Origin of the sequence: Pontibacter saemangeumensis, from assembly GCF_039541895.1 — a bacterium.
Lineage (GTDB): Bacteria > Bacteroidota > Bacteroidia > Cytophagales > Hymenobacteraceae > Pontibacter > Pontibacter saemangeumensis.
This window is the reverse complement of record NZ_BAABHC010000007.1, coordinates 47,141-69,592: the sequence shown is the minus strand read 5'-3', so window position 1 is coordinate 69,592 and position 22,452 is coordinate 47,141. Positions and strand designations below refer to the sequence as shown.

The 22,452-nt window shown below is 48.5% G+C and carries 23 protein-coding genes, 1 tRNA gene and 1 other RNA gene; 12 read left to right on the top strand and 13 right to left on the bottom strand.

The annotated features are described in order from the left end of the window. Window positions 1-76: 76 nt before the first annotated feature. From gldG to ABD920_RS08985, 5 genes are all read right to left on the bottom strand, one after another. Complete coding sequence (gene gldG, locus ABD920_RS09005) at window positions 77-1,774, bottom strand: gliding motility-associated ABC transporter substrate-binding protein GldG (protein ID WP_345158421.1); 1,698 nt, start codon at window positions 1,772-1,774, stop codon at window positions 77-79. Further along, the gene (gldF, locus tag ABD920_RS09000) at window positions 1,768-2,496 is read right to left on the bottom strand and encodes a gliding motility-associated ABC transporter permease subunit GldF (protein WP_345158420.1); all 729 of its coding nucleotides are present in this window, start codon (window positions 2,494-2,496) and stop codon (window positions 1,768-1,770) included. The genes gldG and gldF overlap by 7 nt, the downstream gene beginning before the upstream one ends. Before the next feature lie 112 nt (window positions 2,497-2,608). Further along, a complete protein-coding gene (gldA, locus tag ABD920_RS08995; RefSeq protein WP_345158418.1) occupies window positions 2,609-3,520 on the bottom strand; it encodes a gliding motility-associated ABC transporter ATP-binding subunit GldA in 912 nt (303 codons plus the stop codon). A 224-nt stretch (window positions 3,521-3,744) separates the two neighbouring features. Continuing rightward, window positions 3,745-4,449: an SDR family oxidoreductase gene (locus ABD920_RS08990; RefSeq protein WP_345158417.1), complete on the bottom strand. Its 705-nt coding sequence runs from the start codon at window positions 4,447-4,449 to the stop codon at window positions 3,745-3,747. A 209-nt stretch (window positions 4,450-4,658) separates the two neighbouring features. Continuing rightward, window positions 4,659-5,366, bottom strand: coding sequence for an SDR family NAD(P)-dependent oxidoreductase (locus ABD920_RS08985; protein ID WP_345158415.1), 708 nt, complete (start codon window positions 5,364-5,366; stop codon window positions 4,659-4,661). A gap of 112 nt (window positions 5,367-5,478) precedes the next feature. On the opposite strand from ABD920_RS08985, the gene ABD920_RS08980 reads away from it, so the two are divergent. Both ABD920_RS08980 and ABD920_RS08975 read left to right on the top strand, forming a co-directional pair. After that, window positions 5,479-6,210, top strand: a complete 732-nt coding sequence (locus tag ABD920_RS08980; RefSeq protein WP_345158414.1) for an MlaE family ABC transporter permease — start codon at window positions 5,479-5,481, stop codon at window positions 6,208-6,210. Between the two features lie 16 nt (window positions 6,211-6,226). Beyond that, window positions 6,227-7,012, top strand: a complete 786-nt coding sequence (locus tag ABD920_RS08975; protein WP_345158412.1) for an ABC transporter ATP-binding protein — start codon at window positions 6,227-6,229, stop codon at window positions 7,010-7,012. Between the two features lie 87 nt (window positions 7,013-7,099). On the opposite strand, the gene ABD920_RS08970 is transcribed toward ABD920_RS08975, so the two are convergent. The 4 genes from ABD920_RS08970 to ABD920_RS08955 form a co-directional block, all read right to left on the bottom strand. Continuing rightward, window positions 7,100-8,404 (bottom strand): NupC/NupG family nucleoside CNT transporter, encoded by a 1,305-nt coding sequence (locus ABD920_RS08970; protein WP_345158410.1) that lies wholly within the window; start codon window positions 8,402-8,404, stop codon window positions 7,100-7,102. Window positions 8,405-8,506: 102 nt separating this feature from the next. Next, window positions 8,507-9,109: a bifunctional nuclease family protein gene (locus ABD920_RS08965; RefSeq protein ID WP_345158409.1), complete on the bottom strand. Its 603-nt coding sequence runs from the start codon at window positions 9,107-9,109 to the stop codon at window positions 8,507-8,509. A 13-nt stretch (window positions 9,110-9,122) separates the two neighbouring features. After that, window positions 9,123-10,097, bottom strand: coding sequence for an electron transfer flavoprotein subunit alpha/FixB family protein (locus tag ABD920_RS08960; RefSeq protein ID WP_345158407.1), 975 nt, complete (start codon window positions 10,095-10,097; stop codon window positions 9,123-9,125). A 3-nt stretch (window positions 10,098-10,100) separates the two neighbouring features. Further along, entirely contained in the window at window positions 10,101-10,841 is a 741-nt protein-coding gene (locus ABD920_RS08955; RefSeq protein ID WP_345158406.1) for an electron transfer flavoprotein subunit beta/FixA family protein, read from the bottom strand. A gap of 67 nt (window positions 10,842-10,908) precedes the next feature. On the opposite strand from ABD920_RS08955, the gene ABD920_RS08950 reads away from it, so the two are divergent. Further along, complete coding sequence (locus tag ABD920_RS08950) at window positions 10,909-11,241, top strand: tetratricopeptide repeat protein (protein ID WP_345158404.1); 333 nt, start codon at window positions 10,909-10,911, stop codon at window positions 11,239-11,241. Between the two features lie 487 nt (window positions 11,242-11,728). Here ABD920_RS08950 and ABD920_RS08945 read toward each other — a convergent pair whose 3' ends face one another. Next, window positions 11,729-12,025 (bottom strand): antibiotic biosynthesis monooxygenase family protein, encoded by a 297-nt coding sequence (locus ABD920_RS08945; protein WP_345158403.1) that lies wholly within the window; start codon window positions 12,023-12,025, stop codon window positions 11,729-11,731. Between the two features lie 246 nt (window positions 12,026-12,271). Between ABD920_RS08945 and ABD920_RS08940 the strand changes: the two genes are divergently transcribed. The 6 genes from ABD920_RS08940 to ABD920_RS08915 all read left to right on the top strand — a co-directional run bounded on the left by ABD920_RS08940 (window position 12,272) and on the right by ABD920_RS08915 (window position 18,291). Beyond that, window positions 12,272-12,985, top strand: coding sequence for an SDR family NAD(P)-dependent oxidoreductase (locus tag ABD920_RS08940; protein ID WP_345158401.1), 714 nt, complete (start codon window positions 12,272-12,274; stop codon window positions 12,983-12,985). Window positions 12,986-13,010: 25 nt separating this feature from the next. Beyond that, window positions 13,011-14,312, top strand: a complete 1,302-nt coding sequence (locus tag ABD920_RS08935) for a cryptochrome/photolyase family protein (protein WP_345158399.1) — start codon at window positions 13,011-13,013, stop codon at window positions 14,310-14,312. A gap of 147 nt (window positions 14,313-14,459) precedes the next feature. Continuing rightward, window positions 14,460-15,353 (top strand): DUF2279 domain-containing protein, encoded by an 894-nt coding sequence (locus ABD920_RS08930; protein WP_345158398.1) that lies wholly within the window; start codon window positions 14,460-14,462, stop codon window positions 15,351-15,353. Window positions 15,354-15,510: 157 nt separating this feature from the next. After that, entirely contained in the window at window positions 15,511-16,461 is a 951-nt protein-coding gene (locus ABD920_RS08925) for a Smr/MutS family protein (protein WP_345158396.1), read from the top strand. Window positions 16,462-16,649: 188 nt separating this feature from the next. Next, window positions 16,650-17,032, top strand: an RNA gene (rnpB, locus tag ABD920_RS08920) — RNase P RNA component class A. 266 nt (window positions 17,033-17,298) lie between these two features. After that, window positions 17,299-18,291: a hypothetical protein gene (locus ABD920_RS08915; RefSeq protein ID WP_345158395.1), complete on the top strand. Its 993-nt coding sequence runs from the start codon at window positions 17,299-17,301 to the stop codon at window positions 18,289-18,291. A 58-nt stretch (window positions 18,292-18,349) separates the two neighbouring features. Here ABD920_RS08915 and ABD920_RS08910 read toward each other — a convergent pair whose 3' ends face one another. The 3 genes from ABD920_RS08910 to ABD920_RS08900 all read right to left on the bottom strand — a co-directional run bounded on the left by ABD920_RS08910 (window position 18,350) and on the right by ABD920_RS08900 (window position 19,921). Then, complete coding sequence (locus ABD920_RS08910; protein ID WP_345158393.1) at window positions 18,350-19,063, bottom strand: SIMPL domain-containing protein; 714 nt, start codon at window positions 19,061-19,063, stop codon at window positions 18,350-18,352. Between the two features lie 154 nt (window positions 19,064-19,217). Then, window positions 19,218-19,574, bottom strand: coding sequence for a hypothetical protein (locus ABD920_RS08905; protein ID WP_345158392.1), 357 nt, complete (start codon window positions 19,572-19,574; stop codon window positions 19,218-19,220). 68 nt (window positions 19,575-19,642) lie between these two features. Then, a complete protein-coding gene (locus ABD920_RS08900) occupies window positions 19,643-19,921 on the bottom strand; it encodes a hypothetical protein (protein WP_345158391.1) in 279 nt (92 codons plus the stop codon). A 200-nt stretch (window positions 19,922-20,121) separates the two neighbouring features. On the opposite strand from ABD920_RS08900, the gene ABD920_RS08895 reads away from it, so the two are divergent. The 3 genes from ABD920_RS08895 to ABD920_RS08885 all read left to right on the top strand — a co-directional run bounded on the left by ABD920_RS08895 (window position 20,122) and on the right by ABD920_RS08885 (window position 22,433). Further along, a tRNA-Glu gene (locus ABD920_RS08895) sits at window positions 20,122-20,193 on the top strand. 453 nt (window positions 20,194-20,646) lie between these two features. Continuing rightward, window positions 20,647-21,702, top strand: coding sequence for a sensor histidine kinase (locus ABD920_RS08890; protein WP_345158390.1), 1,056 nt, complete (start codon window positions 20,647-20,649; stop codon window positions 21,700-21,702). Between the two features lie 2 nt (window positions 21,703-21,704). Continuing rightward, window positions 21,705-22,433, top strand: a complete 729-nt coding sequence (locus tag ABD920_RS08885) for a LytR/AlgR family response regulator transcription factor (RefSeq protein ID WP_345158389.1) — start codon at window positions 21,705-21,707, stop codon at window positions 22,431-22,433. The last annotated feature ends 19 nt before the right edge of the window (window positions 22,434-22,452 follow it).

Sequence of the window (22,452 nt, the reverse complement as noted above, 5' to 3'; positions counted from 1 at the left end):
TATAAATATTTCGCATTTCTCCTAAGCCTTTCGTGACTCCTTTTTCCTGTTTGGCTGTAATAGAGGGGGATAAAATTTAGAAGCGTTCGTACTTGCGCTTGCGCATATAATACCGCGCCACCCCAAACAGGCCTAAAAGGAAAATGGGCGCTATCAGATTAAGGAGTTGCCAATAGGCTTTCTCATCCTTTACCCGCACTTTATCCAGCGGACGCAGCGCTATCTCTTTGCTCCGCACGTTAATCAGCCCCTCCGCGTCGAGCAGGTAGTGAATGGTGTTCATGGCCAGCTCGCGGTTCGAAAAAGTGATATTGTTGTAGCGGTCAAACCCAAGTTCATATGCTTGCCCGGTGCGTGGGTTTATCTCGTTGCGGACAAGGTCGCCATCGGAGAACACGGCAATTTTCGTCTCCACGCCCTGCTCCTTCACCTGCTGGTCCTGCACGCCCTGCGGTGGCCGCCTGTATCGGAACAGAGAAGTGAACTTCCCCTCCAGCAGGTACCCGACCGCCTGCGGACCCGCCTTAAACAACGCCGGGTTTACCTCCATGCGTGCCTCCTCTAACGAGATGGGCACTGGAGGCTCCAGAATACGGGAGTAAGGCGAGGTGAACACCAGTGGCGTTTTGCGGATACCTTCTGCTTTTACGGTATCGATGGTGCCAATAAACCGGGCATAAACAGCATCCAGATTGCGCGTTATAGGGTGGCCGCTAAAGTTATTTAACAAGGGATAAAAGCGCCAGTTAATCATTTCTGTCTGGGGCTGCTCACCCAAATAACCAGTCACCATCGGGATAAAACCTGAGTTTAGGTCCATAACCAGCGTCGGGTTCAGGCGCACGCCATACCGGAATAGTAAGTCGTCTAAATTCAGGCTATACGGCAGTGCAAACATTCCACCGGCGCCCACGCTGTCCATGTTCACGTTCAAGGCATCCACAAAAAACACTGCCTTGCCCCCCTTCATGATAAACTGGTCGATCTTGTATTTGTCGGCTTCGGTAAACTGATCAGTCGGCTTCGCCACGATAATGAGGTCAAGTCCCTCCAGGGTCGGTATCTCAGCCAACTCCCCTCTGGCCACCCGGTAGTACTCCTGCAGCGAGCCCAGCAGGTCTGTCACCTGCTGCATTTCCAGTTCCCCTTGCCCCGTTATATACCCGATTACCTTATCAGCAGGAAAGGCTATTTTGCGTATAGCCGTGGCCAGTTCATACTCCAGCCCTTCCACCGACTGGTTCAGGCGCTCGTCCGGGGAGGCAGCGAGGTTCCCCTTCAGCAGGTTCACGGCAGTTTCTTTGCCGTTATATTTTACCACCGCTCCCGGAAACACCAGTCGTTCCACCTGCTTCCCGTCTTCCATTGCCTTTAAGTTGGTGGGAATGATGCCTTTTTGGGCCAGGGAGGTAAAGAATTCGTTCCGCTGCTTCTCGTCCCCAATCTCATTCGGATTGATAAAGTTGTAGCGCAGGTTACCGCCAGAGTAGATGCGGAACTCGTCCAGGGTTTCGCGCACCGACTGTTGGAGCCGCTTGAAGCCGGCCGGGAAATTCCCTGTTAAATATACGTCCACCACCACCTCATCCTGCAGGCTCCCCAGCATCTGTTTCGTGACCGGGGCAATGGTATAGCGTTTGTCTTCGGTCAGGTCGAGACGGAAGAAATAATTTGATGCCAGCAGGTTCAGAAGGATAATGCCCGCAACCCAGGCAATAAACTTCAGGATGTCGCTGCTACGCCTGCTCTTGATTTGCTTCTGCGCTGTTACCATTTCCGGCTCTCCAATACAAGTTTCGTAGCTAAAATCATCACGGCAATCACACTCAGGAAGTAAAGCACATCCCTCGAATCGATAAGGCCTTTGCTGATTGCGGCATAATGATACGAGATCCCCAACTGGCTGATCAGGTAACTGGAACTGCCCCAAAAAGGAATAGAGGAGATCAGATCAAAGCCTGTAAAGATGATGTAGCAGAGGAACACCGCCACCACAAATGAGATTATCTGGTTGTCGGAGACGGAGGAGGCAAAAACGCCGATCGCGGTAAACACGCCGGCCAAAAAAACAAGGCCTATATAGGAACCCACGACAGCCGCTGAGTCAATGTTGCCCTGCGGGCTGCCCAACGCATACACCGAGTAATAATAGAGCAGCGTGGGTACCAGCGCGAACAGGGCCAGCAGCAGCGCAGCAAAGTACTTTCCCAGTACAAGCTCTAAGTCCGTGAGGGGTTTAGTCAGAAGCAGCTCAATGGTTCCTTCCCGCTTTTCCTCGGCAAAAGTACGCATGGTAATGGCCGGAATCAGGAACAGGAAGAGCCAGGGAGCCATATTGAAAAGCGTCTGCAGATCAGCAAACCCATACTCCAGCACACTGCTTTCCGGGAACACCCACATGAACATTCCGATCGCCACCAGGAAAACCGTGATCACGATGTAGGCTATCAGTGAGTTGAGAAAACCGTTGAATTCTTTCTTTAAAATGGAGAGCATTTATTTCGAATTAAAAATCAAGAAGTAGAAATCATCTCATGCACAAGCCGGTATTAGCAACTACCTCAGGAGCGACTTCAATCATTTCTACTTTTCAATTTTGAATTTCTAATTATTTCGTTAATTCCTGGAATATCTTTTCAAGGGAGTTTTCCTCCTGCCGTAGCCCCACCAGCGGCCAGTTGCGCTCCGCCGCTATCCGGAAAACATTTGAACGGATGTCGGTATCATACTCGGAGGTAACGCGGTAAGTAAAGCCTTGAGCCAACGCTACGCGTATAACCCCGGGCACAAGTTGCAGCACCTCCGTCTCTACCGGCTGCTCAAACTCAACCAGAGTTACTTTCTGATGACTGTTTCCAGCCTGCAGGGCAGACACGTCGCTGTCGGCAACAAGTTTGCCCCGGTTGATAATCACGACGCGGTCGCAGATAGCGGCCACCTCCTGCATAATGTGCGTGGAAAAAATAACGGTTTTATCCTGCCCGATATGCTTAATGAGTGTCCGGATCTCAACGATCTGGTTCGGGTCGAGCCCGGTGGTGGGCTCATCCAGGATAAGCACCTGCGGGTCGTGCACCAGCGCCTGCGCCAATCCCACCCGTTGGCGGTAGCCTTTGGAGAGTGCGCCTATCTTCTTGCCCTGCTCCCGGGTAAGGCCGCATAGCTCGACCATCTCCTGTACCCTTGCCTTTGCCAGCCTGTTCTTCAGACCATATACAGAAGCCACAAAGTGCAGGTACTCGTGCACATACATGTCCAGATAAAGGGGGTTGTGCTCCGGCAGGTAACCTACCATGCGCCGCACTGCCATCGGGTTCTGCACTACATCGTGACCATGCACCACGATAGTGCCTGCACTAGGCGGAAGGTAGCAGGTGGCGATTTTCATCGTCGTAGACTTTCCGGCGCCATTCGGCCCCAGGAAGCCCAGTATCTGCCCCTGCTTTACCGTGAAGGACACGTCATGCACGGCATACTGTGTGCCATATATTTTGGAAAGATTCTTTACTTCTACTGACAACTTATATAGTATTTAAATACTGCAGCATATATAAGAAATTTGCAAAACGCCCATTAGATTGCTTCTGAAGACCAGATGATACTAGACTTTGACTCTTTTCCCCATAGGACTAACTGAGCAAGCAAGATAAGTAGCGCTTATAATTGCTCCATTGCACAATACAGAATAATGTGCTACACATGTGACCGGACCCGCAAAGCTACAAAAGACGGGCCAATCCTGTGCTATTTCTGCCGCTTCCCTTTCGGCATCAGGGGCCTTACCTCAATGTCCACGTGGTGGTAGTTCGGATGAGATTCCAGTGCGTGCAATATTGTTGAGGCGATATCCTCCGGCCGCATCATGTTTTCGCTCACGGTTACGCCCTCCATGTGATCAAAAAAGTTGGTTTTCACAGAGCCGGGATAGATGCAGGTCACTTTAATGCCATAGTCACGGACTTCCTTGTACAGGGAATGTGAGATACCGCGCACGGCGTGTTTGGTACCGCAATAACCAGACATCTGTTCGATGCCGGTAGTGCCGGCAATAGAGGATATGTTGATGACATGCCCCTCTTCCGCCTCCTTCATATCGGGAAGCACCAGGCGCGTGCAGTAAAACACTCCGTTCACGTTCGTCTCGAACATGGTGTGCCAATCCTGCGGCGACATCTCGTCCATTTTACCTGCAATACCCAAGCCGGCATTGTTCACCAGCACCGCCACATGCCCATTTGTTTGCTGCAAAGTTGATGCATATGCGTGCTGCACCTCTTCCATGCTACGCACATCGCACGGGATATATATAAAACGATCATGCTGCAGCTCAGGAGCGGTTCTTCCCCATCCCACGACGCGCATGCCTTTCTCCAGCAGCAGCTTTACCGTAGCAAGCCCAATGCCTCTGCTAACGCCTGTCACTACAGCTATTTTACCCTCTAACTCCATCGTTATATATACGCAGCTAATTCTTTGAAATTGTCACAATACTTCTCAGCCAATGGTAATTATTATACTGACAAGCTTGGTTTAACCATAACTGATGAAACATCATTGATCAATTATATATATGATATGAAAGCATAGAAGTTTACTCATAAGTTTAACTAAATATTAACTTAGATCACTTATTTCAAAGTGCATGAAGTATAACTTTATCATAAGTCTCCTAATTGCGGCCTGATCAACAGTTCTTCCACTACACTGTTCTTTGACAGTACATAGGCGTTGAACATGGCCATGGCCACATCTTCCGGCTTCACGAAACGCTCCGGTGGCAAGTCCACCCCTTCCCAGCTTGCCGTGAGCGTGGCGCCGGGCAATATGGCCGTTACCCGGACATTGTGCTCCTTCAGCTCTTCCCTCAGAACCTTTGTCATCCCATAAAGTGCAAATTTGGAAATACAGTATGAGCCGCCATTTATATAGGGGGTGATGCTGGCAGTGGAGCAAAGGTTAAATATATGGCCGGATCGGCGCTCGATCATACTATGCACAAGCCCTTTAGTAAGATAGTAAGCGTTGTAAAGGTTTGTCTGGATCATATATGGCAGTGTTTCGTCGGCCTCCTCAGTGATCTTGCCAGGAAGAAACACGCCGCTGTTGTTCACCAAAACTTCCACATTCACCCCCAGCCCCTTCACAAACCCGAGAAACAATTGCAGTGACTTTTTATCGCTCAAATCGGCTTCCCGGTAATAAACCTTCGAAAACGTATATGACTGCTCGATCTCCAGCTTCAACTTTTGCAGGTCCTTTTCGTTTCGGGAACAGGTGATGATATGAAATCCCTCTTTGGCGAACTGTTCAATTACGGCTCTGCCAATTCCTTTTGTACCGCCTGTCACCAAAATGTATCGTTGCATAAATATGTATTGTTTTATATGTTTTGCAATTTTCAACGTAATATAGGTATTAAAGCGTATTTTTGCTTGCCATCTTGCAGAATAGCATGATAAAACAGCTACTAAAACCCCTATGCTGGAACACTTCGGAAAGTATTTACTTTTTATGTCGAGCCTTTTCACGCGCAGTGAATCGCCCCGCATCATATTTAACAGAACCATCGACGAAGCCATCCTGATTGGCATAAACTCTATTTTCATAGTTGCGATCGTCAGCACCTTTATTGGGGCAGTGACTTGTGTGCAGGTCGCCTATAACCTGAACAATGCGCTCATCCCGCGCTCCACCATTGGTTTTATGGTGCGGGAAATGACGATTCTGGAGCTAGCCCCGACCATTACGTCTATTGTGCTTGCGGGGAAGGTAGGCTCCAGCATTGCTGGCGGCCTTGGCACGATGCAGATCACAGAGCAGGTGGATGCGCTGGAAGTAATGGGCATTAACTCATCCTCTTACCTGGTGCTGCCTAAAGTTATAGCTGCGCTGTTCATGTTCCCGCTGCTTGTGATCATTTCCATGTTTCTCTCCATCGGAGGGGGGTTTGTGGCGGGCACCTTGTCAGGCGCACTAACGTCCCAGGAGTATATCACCGGTATCCGTGAGGATTTCATCCCCTATAACATCGTTTTTGCCCTGATCAAGTCTATCGTATTCGCATTTCTTATTTCTTCTATTTCCTCCTTCAGGGGCTACTTCACGTCGGGCGGTGCCTTAGAGGTGGGAGCCGCCAGTACCACGGCAGTAACCAACGGAGTAATTGCAGTACTCATTGCTGACTTTATACTGGCACAGCTGCTGCTGTGAGTTATTCCCTTTTCTTATGATAGAGATACACAACATACATAAATCATTTGGTGACCTAAAGGTGCTGGATGGCATCAGCGGTGTGTTTGAGACAGGCAAAACAAACCTGCTGCTGGGTGCCAGCGGAACAGGAAAAAGTGTGCTGCTAAAATGCATTGTGGGCCTGGTAAAGCCGGATATCGGCAGCGTAACCTTCGATGGCACCTACTTCACCAATAACAAGCTGGGCATCCGGCAGGAGATCCGGCGGAAAATAGGCATGCTTTTCCAGAGTTCCGCACTTTTTGACTCCATGAACGTGGAAGAGAATGTTGCTTTTCCATTGAAGATGCTGACGCCCGACATGCCCAAGAGCGAACGTCTTGACCGGGTAAACTTTTGCCTGAAGCGGGTAGGCCTCGAAAACTCAAATAAGAAAATGCCTTCTGAGATCAGTGGTGGCATGAAAAAGAGGGTAGGTATTGCCCGCGCCATCGCACCAGAATGTACTTATTTGTTCTGTGATGAGCCTAACTCTGGCCTTGACCCGCTCACGGCGCTTAAAATCGATGAACTGATAAAGGAGATCACCGAGGAATTCAATACCACCACCATCATCGTTACGCACGATATGAATTCGGTGATTGAGATTGGCGACAACATCATGTTCCTGTATAAGGGTAAGAAACTTTGGGAAGGAACCCGTGACAACATCATGGAAACCGAAGTCCCCGAACTGAACGAATTCATTTTCGCCAATCGCCTGATGCGGGATGCAAAAAAGGTAGAAGAGGGAGAAGAAGGCAGCCACCACTCCTCCTAAGCCGCAGCTTGTTCCCGGTAAAGCATATATGGCCCGGCTGTAACAGCCGGGCCATATATGCTTTACCGGGATTGATGAAATAAGCGTTTATATTTCAAACAGCATACCAGCTACAGTGGCTGTCATCATACACGCTAAAGAAGCACCCAGCAAGGCGAGGAAACCCAACCTGGACAAGTTCCCTTGCTGGCTCGGCGCCATGCTTCCGATGCCACCGATCTGAATTGCAATGGAACTGAAGTTGGAGAATCCGCAAAGGGCATAGGTGGCCATCACAATAGCCTTCGGCGACAAAGCTCCGGCAGCTTTCATTTCTGCCAGGTCGAGGTAAGCCACAAACTCATTGATTGCTGTCTTTTGGCCCAGCAAACTCCCCACCAGCAGCGTATCGCCCCACGGCACCCCCATGATAAAGGCAAATACCCTGAAAATCTGCCCCAGGATATATTGTAGCGAGAAGCCTTCAAAGCTGCCGTTTGTGGTAGCGACCACCCATTGGTTCAATCCGGTCCATACTCCTATCAGATCCGTGAGCAGGTAATTGAGGAGTGCAATGACTGCAATAAAAGCCAATAGCATACCGCCAACATTCGCAGCCAGCTTCAGCCCGTCGGCAGCCCCCCGCGATAAGGCATCTACCAGGTTTACGCCCAGTTGCTCCTCGTTTAGCTCAAGCCGTGTCGTTATTTTCTCCGGTTCGTTCTCGGGTACCAGTATTTTAGCCAGTACGATTCCCGCCGGCGCATTCATGATCGAGGCCGTGAGAAGGTGTGCTGCGAACACGGCTTTCTGGGCCGGATCGTCGCCTCCCAGGAAGGCTACATAGGCAGCCAGCACGCCGCCTGCCAGCGTAGCCATGCCGCCTGTCATCAGGCACATCAGTTCTGAGCGTGTCATGCGGCTGATGAACGGACGCACCAGCAGCGGGGCCTCCGTCTGACCTAAAAAGATATTGCCTGCAGCAGAAAGGCTTTCTGCGCCTGACAAGCGCATCCCTTTCGACATAACCCAGGCAATACCGAACACGATCTTCTGCAAGATGCCCAGGTAATAAAGACCGGATGAAACCGTGGAGAAGAAAATAATGGTAGGAAGAACGGAGAAAGCGAAGATGTATCCTAAGCCACCGTTGTTCGAGGGGTTCGCCAGGTTACCGAACAGAAACTGAGCGCCAGCCTGCGAAAAATCAAGAAAAGTAACAAAGCCCCTGCTTACAACAGCAAAACCATCAGCCACCAGAGGCACCTGCGTGACCAATACACCGAATAGCACCTGCAGGAATACGCCGAAGCCAACCAGCTTCCAATCAATGAGTTTTTTGTTTTTTGAGAACAAGAAGGCAATAGTCAACAGGAGAAGCAAGCCTATTACTCCTCTTAAAATATCGTACATGCTGAGGGGAAAAATTTGCCAAAAGTAATTTTTATATCTTATAAAACAAAAAGTCCCGCACCTCTACGGCGCAGGACTTCCTATGTCTTCTGGAGCTTCAGTCTAATTACGCTTGTTCAACTCATCCCTGATTTTGGCGGCCCGCTCATAATCCTCTTTTTCCAGCGCCTCGTTCAGCATCTTATTGAGCTCATCCACAGAGGTTTGATTTAGCGGCTCTTTAGCACTGGATGAAGCAGATGGGGAAGTGCTCTTCACTGCCATTTCATCTGAATCTTCCTCTTCCTCCTCCAAGTCACTCAGGATAATGCCCGCCTCCGACAAAACACTTTCTACGGTGTAAATCGGCACGCCGAAACGCAGTCCGATGGCGATGGCGTCAGATGGCCTTGAATCCAATTCAAAATCCTTGGTGCCGTCTGTGCACATGATCTTGGAGTAGAATACGCCTTCCTTCAGGTCCGATATCAGGATCTCTGTGATGGTAACGTCCACCTGCTCCGCAAATGTTTTAAACAAGTCGTGCGTCAACGGCCGGTTCGGGTTAATCTTCTCAATCTGTATAGCAATAGATTGCGCCTCGAACATGCCAATGATGATAGGTAATCTTCTGTTTCCATCTCTTTCCCCGAGTACAAGCGCAAATGAGCCTGTCTGAGACTGGCTTGATGAAAGACCAAGTATCTCTAACTGAATTTTCTCCACAGTTTTCTTTAATCTATTTGTCTAAAGCTCTGGCAGCTTCTATTAGTTTCGGTACTACCTCAAACGCGTCGCCCACGATGCCATAATCCGCGGCTTTGAAGAACGGCGCTTCAGGATCCTTATTAATAACGACAATCACTTTAGAAGAGTTAACCCCAGCAAGATGTTGTATAGCGCCAGAAATACCGACCGCTATATATAAATTTGGGCTCACTGTGATTCCCGTCTGGCCGACGTGCTCGTGATGCGGCCTCCAGTCCATGTCAGAAACAGGCTTGGAACAGGCAGTGGCAGCCCCCAGCGCACTGGCCAGGTCCTCTATAAGGTGCCAGTTCTCAGGGCCTTTCATGCCGCGGCCACCCGATACCACAATCGCGGCCTCCGGCAGCAGCACACCGTCCGTCTCCTGCATCACCGTTTCCTTTGGCACCTCGGCAAAGTCTGCATCCGTCAGATCAGCAGAAATACTCTGTACGGTTGCAGTGCCGCCGCTAGTTGATATATCAATGGAATTTTTTTTGATGGCGATAATTTTCAGGTCGGCGGTGAGCGCCACATCAGCAAAGGCTTTGCCTGAAAATACACCGCGCGTGACCACAAAGCTCCCCCCGTCGATTTTGGGAAGGGCCGTTACGTTTGTCGCCAGCGAGCCGTTCAGGCGCACAGCCAGCTTAGCCCCGATGGCAGCCCCGATATTTGAGTTGGAGAATACCAGTACCTTAGCGCTCTCCTGCCCCACCGCCTTGGCGATCACTTTCACGTAGGCATCGGCCACAAACTGGTTCAGGCGGGAATCCCCATCATAGAGCACTTTGCTTATCCCCTGCTCCCCCAGCCTGGTCAGCGCCTCTTCGTGCACCTCACCGATGGCGACGGCCGTGGCCGTTGTGCCTAACTTCTGTGCCACCTGACTTCCGTAGGTGGCCGACTCTAACGAAGATTTTTTGATCTCCCCGTTAAGGCCTTCTACAAATACTAATACAGACATATCTTATAGTACTTTAGCTTCGTTTCTCAATAATGTAATTAATTCCCCTGCATTTTCAGGGGCGATCATTTTCACACCGCTTTTTTTCTCGGGCTTGCTGTAAGTCACATAGTCGGCTTTCACATCTGCGGCTACTGGCTCTACTACTTTCAGCGGCTTGGTCCGCGCCGTCATGATGCCGCGCATGTTCGGGATACGGGGTTCAGACATAGGCTGCTGTGCACTGGCGATAAAGGGCAGCTTTACCTCCACAATTTCCTTTCCGCCTTCTATCTCCCGCTCCAGGCGAGCCGTTTGATCATCCACCATGTCCAGTTTGAAAGCCGGCACCACAGAGGGTATTCCCAACAGCTCACCCACCATGTTGTGCACCTGCGAACCGTTGTAGTCGATGGACTCTTTGCCCATCAGGATCACATCATAGTTGTTTTCTTTGGCCACGGCAGCAATCTGCTGCGCCACGAAGAAGGAATCCTTTGGGAAGGTGTTGACGCGTATGGCGTCGTCCGCCCCGATGGCAAGCGCCTTGCGGATGTTGGGCTCCGTGTCAGCCTCCCCCACGTTTAGTACTGTTACTGTGCCGCCCTTTGCCTCTTTCAGTTCAATGGCCCTCGTCAAGGCGTATTCATCCCAGGGATTAATCACGAACTGCACGCCGTTTTTGTCCAACGCCTTGTTATCAGCCGTGAAATTTATCTTAGCTGTGGTATCTGGTACGTTACTAATGCAAACTAATATTTTCATGGTTAGAAATGTTAGCTTTTAAAATTTTAGATTTGTGCGAAGTTAATTAAAATATAGCCAATTCGAAATGAACGAAAGCAGACTGGAACAGCTCTTCAGGTTTCTGGAAGACGACCCGAATGACCCTTTCCTCTTATACGCCATCGCCACGGAATACCGCCAGGCAGACCAGGAAAAGGCGCGTGCTTATTACGAGAAACTACTGGCCGAGCATGAGAACTACGTTGGCACCTACTACCACGCCGCTAAACTGTACGAGGAAACAGGGCAGAACGATATGGCGGAGCAGATATATAAAAAAGGCATGAAGATCAGCCGCCAGGAAGGTAACATGCACGCATTTTCGGAGCTACAGCAGGCATATAACAAGATGATGGGCCTTGATTATGAGGATGACTGATCTGCTACCGGTCTCACTCGTATGGCTTAATCAAAAATAGTATGCATGCAGCATATTTCCAAGTCTTATATCTAAAACTTTCCAGACCGGAAAAAGTTGTGGTTTGTATGATTTCAGGGTATATAAAGGCGCTTGTTAGCCCTGGTAGCTATATATAATTCCCTTGGAAGGGCGAGTTATATATAGCTGACAGAATTCCAAAATACAGTTTGCCCATCTTATTTTGGTTGGGGTATTAGCTTATACCTTCACTGGAACGCATCCCTCCTTCTAATCTAGGCTCTACATTTTTTCTGAGGCAACTCTATTTACAGAAGTTCTGCGCCGTAATAAGACCCGCTAAAGCAATCTCCAAAAAACCACAGGTGCGTGGTTTTTTGGAGATTGTATATATAAAAATGCACGAATGATTAGCACCTGCACAAGCCTGCATAAGCCGCAGCACGAAGAGAAAGCTGCTGCCCATGTGCTGGCGATTACTTCCTGATTATTCACAGATCTGCTCAAAAAAGCGCACTTTCGTGCTGTGCGGGACCAGCCTCACCCCTTTCGGCACATTCTGGTGCGACTCCTGCATATGGTTTTTGTACCACACCGTGTAGCTCGCCTCGTCCGACCAATAGGTCATCATCCAGATCTCATTCGGGTTTTCCTGCGGGCTCAGCACCTGCATCCGGATAAAACCCGGGGCATTATCAACAAGATGCGGCCTGTTGATGAAGGCTTCTTTTATCTGGGGAGCCATATCATTGGCTACTGTAAAGGTACTTAAGGCTATAAACATGAATTTCGACTTTCAATTGATCCAATTATACTCGGAGGTGCTTCAAGGGCAGCCAGAAGCGTAGGATGCAAGGCTAAAGGTTTAAAAATTCTACAAAGACAGTTAAATCATCGCAAATAATCAAATCCAATTTGGCAGCAACCTCTTCTTTACACAAAAATCCTGTCGGATCGTCATCATAACCCACTTTAAAGCCAAAGCATGTAAGTAGAAACAAAAGTGAAGACGAAAGGTTGTTTCTAAAAAATGGAAAGTAAAAATATACTGATTGTTGGCGGTACGTCCGGCATTGGCTTGCAAACAGCGAAATTTTTGAAAGGGAAAGGAGCAAACGTGATCGTAGCTTCACGCCATCTCAACTCGGATATCGGTGATCTTGGGCTTCCCCACTTGCCTTTGGATGTGCAAGAATTTGAAAAAAGCTTCGCGGCTGAACTTCCCGAAGAGCTTCATGGGCTGGTTTATTGCCCCGGAAGCATTAAACTGAAACCGTTCGAGCGCCTCAGCATAAGCGATTTTCTAAAAGACTTTGAATTAAACGTGCTGGGTGCTGTGCAGGTGCTGCAGGCGGTGATGCCAAAACTGAAGCAGGCTGACGGAGCCAGTGTGGTTTTGTTTAGTACCGTGGCGGTTACATTGGGGATGCCATATCATGCTTCCATCGCCGTGGCCAAAGCCGCTGTGCAGGGACTGACGTTGTCATTGGCGGCTGAATATGCTGCAAGCGGTATTCGTTTTAACGCCATAGCCCCTTCCCTGACGGACACGCCCCTAGCCCAGTCGCTGCTAAGCACGCCGGAGAAGACGGAAGCTTCGTCCAAACGCCACCCGTTGGGCCGCATCGGTAAACCACAAGACATGGCATCCGCTGCCGCTTTTCTGCTTTCTGACGAATCCTCCTGGATGACGGGCCAGGTTCTTCACATCGACGGCGGCATGAGCGCTGTCCGGCTTTTTTAAAATTATATATACCTAACTCCCCAAAATGGTTCTCTTTTGGTTCCGCCGCGACCTGCGACTGCACGATAATGCTGGATTGTTCCATGCCCTGAAAAGCGGAAAGCCCGTACTGCCGCTCTTCATCTTCGATTCTGACATCCTCGAAAAGCTTAGTGATCAAAATGATGCACGCGTCACCTTCATCCACAACACGATTACAGAATTGCATTGCCAACTGAAGGTATATAGCAGCACGCTGTTAATCAAATATGGCAAACCACTTGAAGTAATGCAGGAGCTGCTGGAGACGTATGACGTGGAGGAAGTTTATACCAACCGCGACTACGAGCCCTATGCCCGCCAGCGCGACGAGCAGGTACAGAAAATGCTGCAGGAGAACGGGGTTATATATAAATCCTACAAGGACCAGGTGGTGTTCGAAGAAAGTGAGATCCTTTCAAAAAGCAGCTCACCCTACAAGGTATATACCCCTTATAAGAATGCCTGGAAAAAAGCTTTTGAAGCATCTATGGCGCGGGCATACCCTGTGGAGCAACACCTGCACCAGCTGATGAGGCACCATGAAGGCCCTATCCCTTCCCTGCAGGAAATGGGTTTTGAGCCAGCTACAATACAGACGCCTCTCCCAAGGCTGTCAGCAGATGTGCTTCAGCGGTATGAGGAAAACCGCAACCTTCCGGCTCTTGATGCCACTTCGCGCCTGAGCCCGCACCTGCGCTTCGGCACCATCAGTGTACGGCAGGCGGTACAACTAGCCGTGCAGCACAACGATACCTGGCTGCAGGAGCTGATATGGCGTGAGTTTTTCATGCAACTGCTCTATCACTTCCCGCATTCTGCTCAGGAGAGCTTTGCCTCAAAGTTCCGCCACATCGCCTGGCTAAACAACGAGGAGGAATTCCAGAAGTGGTGCGACGGCAAAACAGGATTCCCCCTGGTGGATGCTGGTATGCGGGAGCTGAACAGCACCGGCTTTATGCATAACAGGGTGCGTATGGTGGTGGCGAGCTTCCTGGTAAAAGACCTGCTGATTGACTGGCGCTGGGGCGAAGCGTATTTTGCTGACAAGCTGCTGGATTATGAGCAGGCCAGCAATGTGGGCAACTGGCAATGGGCGGCCGGCACAGGCGCTGATGCGCAGCCATACTTTCGCGTATTTAACCCGGATAGCCAGGTAAAAAAATTCGATAAAGACTATCACTACATCAGGCGCTGGCTACCGGAATTCAATACGGCCAACTATCCTCCGCCCATGGTAAATCATGCCAGTGCCAGAGACAGAGCGATAGCAGCCTATAAGAAATCAATTACAGCATTTGGTATATAACTTTGTGATTAACTATAGTTTGAACCCATAGTTTACAGGTAATTCTTGAAGTGAAAGGCAGCAGCAAATATGTTAATTTTATAGACAGTCAGTTCATCCTGCGTACTTTGCTTACTTCGCATTAGCCTTATTCCGTATCTTTGGTTGATGTTTCGACCAGTGCTATATATATTGCTGCTGCTGCTGCTGCTTTCACGAACTGTAATTGCACAGGCGCAGCCGGATACTGCTTCTGTCAGTAAGCCTCGTCTGATCGCGGCTGGGGCTACGTTTGCAGTGGGTTATACTGCAGTACTGGTGTCGCTGAACAATTCGTGGTATACAGGGGAGCGGACCGACTTTCATTTCTTCAACGATGCCCGCGAGTGGCGGAACGTTGACAAGGCAGGCCATTTCTGGGGAGCCTTTCAGCAAAGCCGCGCTGGAATCGATATGCTGCGCTGGGCAGGCGTACCCGAGCAAAAAGCCATCCTGCTCGGCGGCCTGACGGGGATTCTGCTGCAAACACCCATTGAGCTATTTGATGGATACCAGCCGCAGTATGGTGCCTCCGTGAGTGACCTGATCGCAAACACGGCTGGTGCCGCCGCGGTGGTGGGGCAGCAACTGGCGTGGCACGAAATCCGCCTCATGCCCAAGTTCTCCTTCCACAAGACTCGTTTCGCCGAAGCCCGGCCGAATACACTGGGAAGCAACTTTCAAGAGCAGCTTTTGAAAGACTACAACGGGCAAACGTATTGGATTTCAGCGGATATAGGAGCCTTTATTAAAGCAGAGAGTAAATACCCCAAGTGGCTGAATTTTGCGGTCGGGTATGGCGCGGAAGAACTCGTTTATAACCACACGCCGGCAAACGAAGCGGCCGGTTTTTACGCGCACCGCCAGTACTACCTCAGCCCTGACCTGAACCTGATGCACTTCAAAGGACGCAGCAAAGCGCTGAATACGGTTTTATATATACTCAGCATCATCAAAATTCCGGCGCCGGCGCTGGAGTACAACAAAATAGATGGCCTGAAGCTGCACCCACTTTACTTCTAAGCAAGCTTATTTATATATGCCCGGCCCAGGCCACCTACCTGAATACATGACACTGACCGGTTAAATCCGTACCTTTGCATGGTGCTGTTTGATTGGCTCCGGGCAGTAGGCGCCCGTAAGCTAACATCAACAGAAATAATATACGAATAACAAAAACATGAACGTAGGAGACCGCGTGCGGTTGATGTCGGGCCGTGAGGAAGGCATTATTACCCGCATTTTAGATAACAACATTGTAGAAGTCGCCATTGACAATGATTTCACTATTCCGGTGGCGCGCCGCGAGGTGGTGGTTATTGCAAAGGAGGAGGCAAACTACCTGAAGGATGACGAGGATATACAACCTGCCGTTAAAAAAGTGACTGCCGCTCCCGTGTTTGCGGCACAGGGCATCTACCTGGCGCTGGTGCATCAATCGGAGGAGTTACTGGCCGTGACGATCATCAACAATTCTGACTACGATGTGCTGTTTACTTCCGGCGAAGAGCGCGAAGGCAAATACCGCGGGTTGCAGAACGACCGCCTGACGCCAAAGACAACACGCGTCGTGACGCACTATCACCTGAAGGATTTTGAGAAGTGGCCCGGAATGCTCGTGCAGTTCATACAGCACCGCAACGGAAGCCCCACCCTGTACGAGCCGGTTACGAAGCGGGTACAGTTCAGGGCAAACTCGTTCTACAAGAGTAAGAAAACTGCACCGGTTCTTAATAAAGAGGCTTACCTCTTTCAACTTGACCAAAAGCCTGTAGCCGTGGACACCGATAAGATCACGGAGAAGTTGATTAACGCCACAGCCCAGCACGAGAGCTTTAAGCTGCAGGCGCCGGAGCACGAGGTTGACCTTCACATTGAAAAACTGGTAGATGATTATAGCGGCTTGAGCAACAGCGCCATCCTGAAGATACAGTTAGAGAAATTTCAGGACAGCCTCGAGCGCGCCATAGCCGCTAACATGCACGAGATTGTGTTTATACACGGTGCTGGTAACGGCATCCTCCGGAAAGAGCTGCAGAAAGTACTGAGCCGCACAGCCGGCATTAGGTTTTTCGAAGATGCCCGCAAGGAGAAGTTCGGCTACGGTGCCACTTTGGTGAAACTGAAGTAAGTATTGCTTGAACGTTAACTGGTTATATAGTCTTGGAATAGTTGATTAACTCCAGGTGGAGAGCATTTATTTTAAAGAGGCGTAAAATAAACCTGCTCATCAGCACCCTCAGGGAACTCCTATAAGCTTTCTATCTTTTTATGTACAGCAGCGGGTTTTATAGTATCTTTACGCAGCAAAAGAATTTAACAGCAAGCCGTCTTATCGCTGCTCCGCAAGGAGGAGAGGAAAGTCCGGGCAACGCAGAGCATCCTACTTCCTAACGGGAAGGGTCCTGAGTAATCGGGATACAGCCAGTGCCACAGAAAAATACCGCCCCGAATCCGTTTGGGGTAAGGGTGAAAAGGTGCGGTAAGAGCGCACCAGCGGCTGGGTGACCAGTCCGGCTGGGTAAACCTTAGGAGTTGAAAGACCAAATAGGCTGGCAGCGCCTCGTTTCGGCGGGGCTAAGGGCTGCTCGTCCGATGTCAGTGGGTAGGTCGATGGAGCCTGCGCGCGAGTGCAGGCCTAGATAAATGATAAGATCCCGATTCGTCGGGAACAGAACCCGGCTTACAGGCTTGCTGTTATTTTTGTGCTCCTCCACACTCCTTCCATTGTCTCCCTATATACTGCTCCTCATACAGCAGCCTGTACTATAACTTGAACACTCATAACTGGTTAAGCAACATTAAAAATGAGTTTCTATATACAGGTGTTCCAGGCATAGGCAAACTAAAATTACACCTTTCTCCCTATATACTCATAATAAATTTCAACTTTACCTAACAGGCCTATGCATTCGGAACTCGTTTCCCGGCTATCTATCTTTGCAGCCTGAAAACTTTTCACCTAAACATGTCTGACCTGACACTATACGATCCGTTCGAGCGGATGCAGTTCACCGAAACGAACTGCTTTTTGTGCGGCACTGCTATTTCTCCGGCGCTGCGTACACCCGTTTTTGGGGAGTGGCTGCAGCAAAAGTATAATCTAAAGGAGAAAGAGCTGCTGCTACTGGATAAGAGCGTGGCCACCTTCGGTGACTTAACGATCCCCTGCTGTGCCCTTTGCCAAACGCATTATATACTTCCTCTTGAGGCTGAAGTGGAGCAGGCAGCTGCGCAGGGCATTGCCGGGCTTAAGGGGCTGGAGGAACAGAAGCTGTTTCAGTGGGTCGGGAAGATGTACTACGGCACCCTTGTGACCGAACTGATCAAGGAGATGAACCCGTTCATGGAGCCACAGTATGCCGTGAGCGAGGACCCTAAAATGCTGGGCAGGTTTGGCTCGTTTTTCCAGGTGCTGCAATCATTGCGTGTTCCGATGGTGTTTTCGGATTTCATACCCTGCTCGCTGTTCCTGCTCGAAGTCAATGCGTTAGAGGATGAATTACCGTTTGAGTACCAGGATGAGCTGACAAGTATGGCCTTCAGCATAAAGTTAGGTTCCGTGGTGATGGTGTGCACGCTCTTAGACAATGGCATTATCCGGCGGGCAATGGCTAAGCTTTACGCCCTCACAAGTGGGCAGCAACTGCATCCCATACAGGTGGCGGAATTTAAAGCACGGGTTTTCTATGCCGCTTATATCTTCAATGTGGTGCCAGAATATTTTATACGTCCCGTGAAGCCTGATGACGACCGCCTTGTGCTGGACACGCTGATCGACGACATCCGGAATGAGATCTTTAACCCATGGGACATGAAAGCCTATGCGCATATGCTGGAGGAAATGCTGAAGCCATGGGATATAAGGGAGCAGGAAATACTGCGTAACCCAGCAATGCCGCTGAGCTTTCTGCTGGATGATAAGAACCAATTCCAAGTGCTGGAGAGATTCCATAAATAAGAAGCCATATATAAAAAAGAGCAGGGGCGCCTACCATATATAGGTCGCCCCTGCTCTTTTAGTCTTCCAAAATAAAACTAACATTTACGTTAGAAGTCACTGTTACTTCCCCGCCCGCTATAGAAGGTCCCCCGCTTCCGTCGAACGCGGCCGACTCCATCATGACGGTTTTGTACATGGGCCTCGGACCTCCCCCGCCTTCGCTCTCGTTGATCTGGTAAACTCGCCCTACGCGTGCTTCCAGTTCTGTGGCAAGTGTGGTGGCTTTTTGTTTTGCATCAGCAACAGCACGTTTCCGGGCCTCGGTTTTTAGCTTTTCTACATCTGCAACCTGAAAATTAATCCCATGCACCTGGTTAACACCTACTTTGTAGATGCCCGCCATCAGTTCATCGAACTTGTTCAGTTTTTTTATTTTTACTGTCATATTTTTTTGTGCCAGATAAAAATCAGGGCTCGTTCTACCGTACTCGGCCCCGTTGTACATGGGTTGCAGCGTCACATAAGAGGTTTGAATATCTTTTTCATCTACCCCCTGCTTTTTTAGGTAATTGATGATGGCTGCCGCTTTTTTGTCGGTCTCACTTCTGGCAGCCTCTAATGAGTTCTGGCGTGTCTCTACCCCCAGGTTCACCACCACCTCGGTAGGCTGCACGTGTACTTCCCCTACGCCTGTAACATTTACCAGCGGTGGCAGCGTTTGTTGCTGCGCCTGTGACTGGGACAAGCTAACGACCCAAAGAAGCCCGAGCAATAGAATTGACTTTTTCATAGACATGATGTTTTTCGTAAATGTAGAGCAGCAATATAGCTGCCATCTATATAGTAGCTGCTTAATCAAATCATGTGCCAATACTTTGGGGTGCTGAAAAACAAAGAGCCCCGAACATGAATGTCCGGGGCTCTTGCCAATTTATAAGTCAGGTCTACGCCTCTTCATATTCGTCATGTCCATGGCTGTACCTGGCAAGTAAGATTGCACCCATTGTCACTGCACCTGCAGCAAGAATCAATTGGGTGGTCGTAAAACGGCGGGTTGCTTTGAGAATGATCTGCCCAACATCCTGCATGAGCTCGGGGAGTTTATCATGATTCCCCTGGAACACGTGCAGCGCCGATTCCACCGTTCTTGACATATCGTGTGGGTGCAGCATGGTGAGAACACTGGCATCCTGCTGGCTCTTGTTCCCGTGCTGCGCGTTTTTATTGTCCTTGTTGCTGTTGTTCCCAGTGTTGGTAGAATTGCTGCTGTTACTTTGGTTTTGTGATGTATTGTTTTCCATAGTCTGTCTTATCTTGTTTAGCTTAATACTTGTTTTAAAATATACGGTTAGCTCCCAGAAAGGCTTCATCAGGCCTGCTGCGGCCGACCACCATGCTGTACCACCGCCTCCGTCATCCGACGTTCCAGGCTATCCATGTTGAGCAGCATGCTAGCAGGGAAACTGATGTTGAGGTCATCCAATTCCAGCATCTCGTTTTCAGGGTTATAAGAATAGCTTCCGGAGACCCCTTTTTCTTTGAAGCTGCCACTATTATGCTGCAAATTCAGCCCAAGAGTCTGCAGCTTGTTTTTTAACTGCTCAAAGGCCTCTGGTTTTAGACCTTCATAAAGTAATCTCCTCGCCATACTTACTCTCTTACTGTGAATTCAATTGGTTTATACTAACGAATTACGCACGCATTGGTTAGAATAACTATTCATATTCGGTTTCTGGATTTATTGAAGCTGATTATCAGGCTGATTGCTTACAACCTCAATTTAATTTTAGTAAACTGTTTGCAGGTTTTTGTACATACAGTATATTTGCACTCGCAATTAAATAATAAGGCCCGTTCGTCTAGGGGTTAGGACGCCAGATTTTCATTCTGGTAACAGGGGTTCGATTCCCCTACGGGCTACTACAATTAAAAGCCGCTCCACATCGAATGGAGCGGCTTTTTAGGTTCGATAAATTTCCCCTTCGGTCAGGCTTATCGAACTTTTAGAGAAGCACTCTGTCACGCTTCCCAGATCATCCTTGACCTGTTTCCACAACTTTCTGCTCCTAAAGAACCAGTTTATGATTTTTATAGGATGTCTGCCTTACAATGGACTATATTGAAGTTGAAGACACTAATGAAATCAGGTAATCTTAATTAATCGCTTTCGGAATAACTTCATAAATTATGTGCTAACAAAGTATAAATTAATCTACTTTAAAAGTAACTTCGTACTATTAAATATATCTTAAAAGTTCAGATTATCTCTTATTAATCATCAAACAAAACTACTCCTCTAGTTTAGAGTTACTCCCCTTGCCTCGTTCTTCAATTATTTTGAAAGATTTAACAATAACTCTTAACATGTGAAAGTTGGGTAACATACTTAAAACCGTAGGCCTGCATATTCTCTTCTGGATATTGATTGTATTCTATTTTGCCTGGGGGTTTGGTCTGGATGTGGCTCCCGTAAAATCTATCTACAATGTGTTGTTTTTTCTTCCAGGTCACATACTAATTGTCTATTGCATCCTGTATTTTCTGGTTCCGAAGTTCCTCCTGAACAGAAAGTACTGGCAATTCTTTTTAGGCTTGATTATCGTCCTTGTATTTTGCGCCTTATATACTGTGGTGGCCCAATTGTCTGTTGTTGCAGATCCACGACTTCAAGGCGCAAGTTTCTCAGTAGGAAGGAATATCCTGCCATTCATCCATGTAGCAGCTATCGCTACCTCTATTAAACTTCTAAAGTATTGGTACATTCAGAGAAAGCTAACTCTGGAAGCCGAGCAGCAGCGATCAGTTGCCGAACTTAAATTACTGAAGGCTCAGCTTCATCCCCACTTCTTATTCAACACACTCAATAACCTGTATTCACATACGCTTGAATTTTCACCGAAATCACCGGAGATCGTCTTAAAGCTTTCTGCTTTGCTCAGGTTCATGATTTATGAAAGTAATGCCCAGAGAATCCCTTTGGCAAAAGAGATCGACTTGCTGCAGGATTACATTTCCCTGGAAAAATTGCGCTATGGAGACAGGTTGGATCTGTCGGTGAGTGTTACTGGAGATGTTGAAAATTTCCAGATAGCACCACTCTTACTACTCCCCTTTCTCGAAAATGCTTTTAAACACGGTACAAGTAAACAGATCGATCAATGCTGGATAAACCTCAATCTGACGATGGACGGTTCCTCGATGAATTTTAAGCTTATCAATAGTATTGACCCATCAAATGAAGAAGACTTGGCCGTACCTGGTGGGCTTGGGCTAGAAAATGTGATGAGAAGACTTGATATTTTGTATAAGGGGAAATATAAACTCGATACTCAAAAACTGGAGGAAGTTTATGTAGTAAACCTTGAACTTCAATTGGAGCTGCTGGAAGAGCAGTATATAGATCACTTACAACTGATTAAAATGACTTGACTATGGCTTGCAGATGCATCATCGTTGATGACGAACCCCCGGCAATTAAGGTTCTGGAAAAATATATTGAGATGCTTCCTCAACTGGAAATTTGTGGGACCTGTAAGAATGCATTCGAAGCGTTAAGTCTCCTCACAAAGGAGAGGGTTGACCTAATATTTCTAGACATTCATATGCCGAAGCTCATCGGCACTGAGCTGCTAAGAACATTACCCCATCCTCCAAAAGTAATTTTCACTACGGCTCATAAAACTTTTGCAGTGGAGGCCTTTGAACTTGATGCAGTTGACTATTTGCTCAAACCCATCTCTTTTGAAAGGTTTTTAAAAGCGGTCAATAAAGTTTTGCAAATCAATCATCCTCTACCTGAAACTCCTTCTTTAACCCCTAGTTTCGTTTATTTCAGGGCTGATAGAAAAATGATCAAGGTCTTGCTGGATGAGATCCTGTATATCGAAAGCCTCAGAGACTATGTGGTAATCCACATGAAAGAAGCAAGGGAACTGAGGGTTAAGATTACCTTAAACCACGTAGAAGGGATGTTGCCCGATGACCAGTTCCTAAGGATTCACAGATCCTTCATCGCTTCCATCAATAAAATCACAGCCTTCACCAAAACCGACGTTGAAATTGGCAGCACTGAGCTTCCTATTGGAAAAAGCTTTACAAGTGTCTTCATTAAATTGACGCCCAACAATGAAAATTTACCCGATGGTGTAGCCGAAAGGTGAGCAACAAGAAGCAATAAGG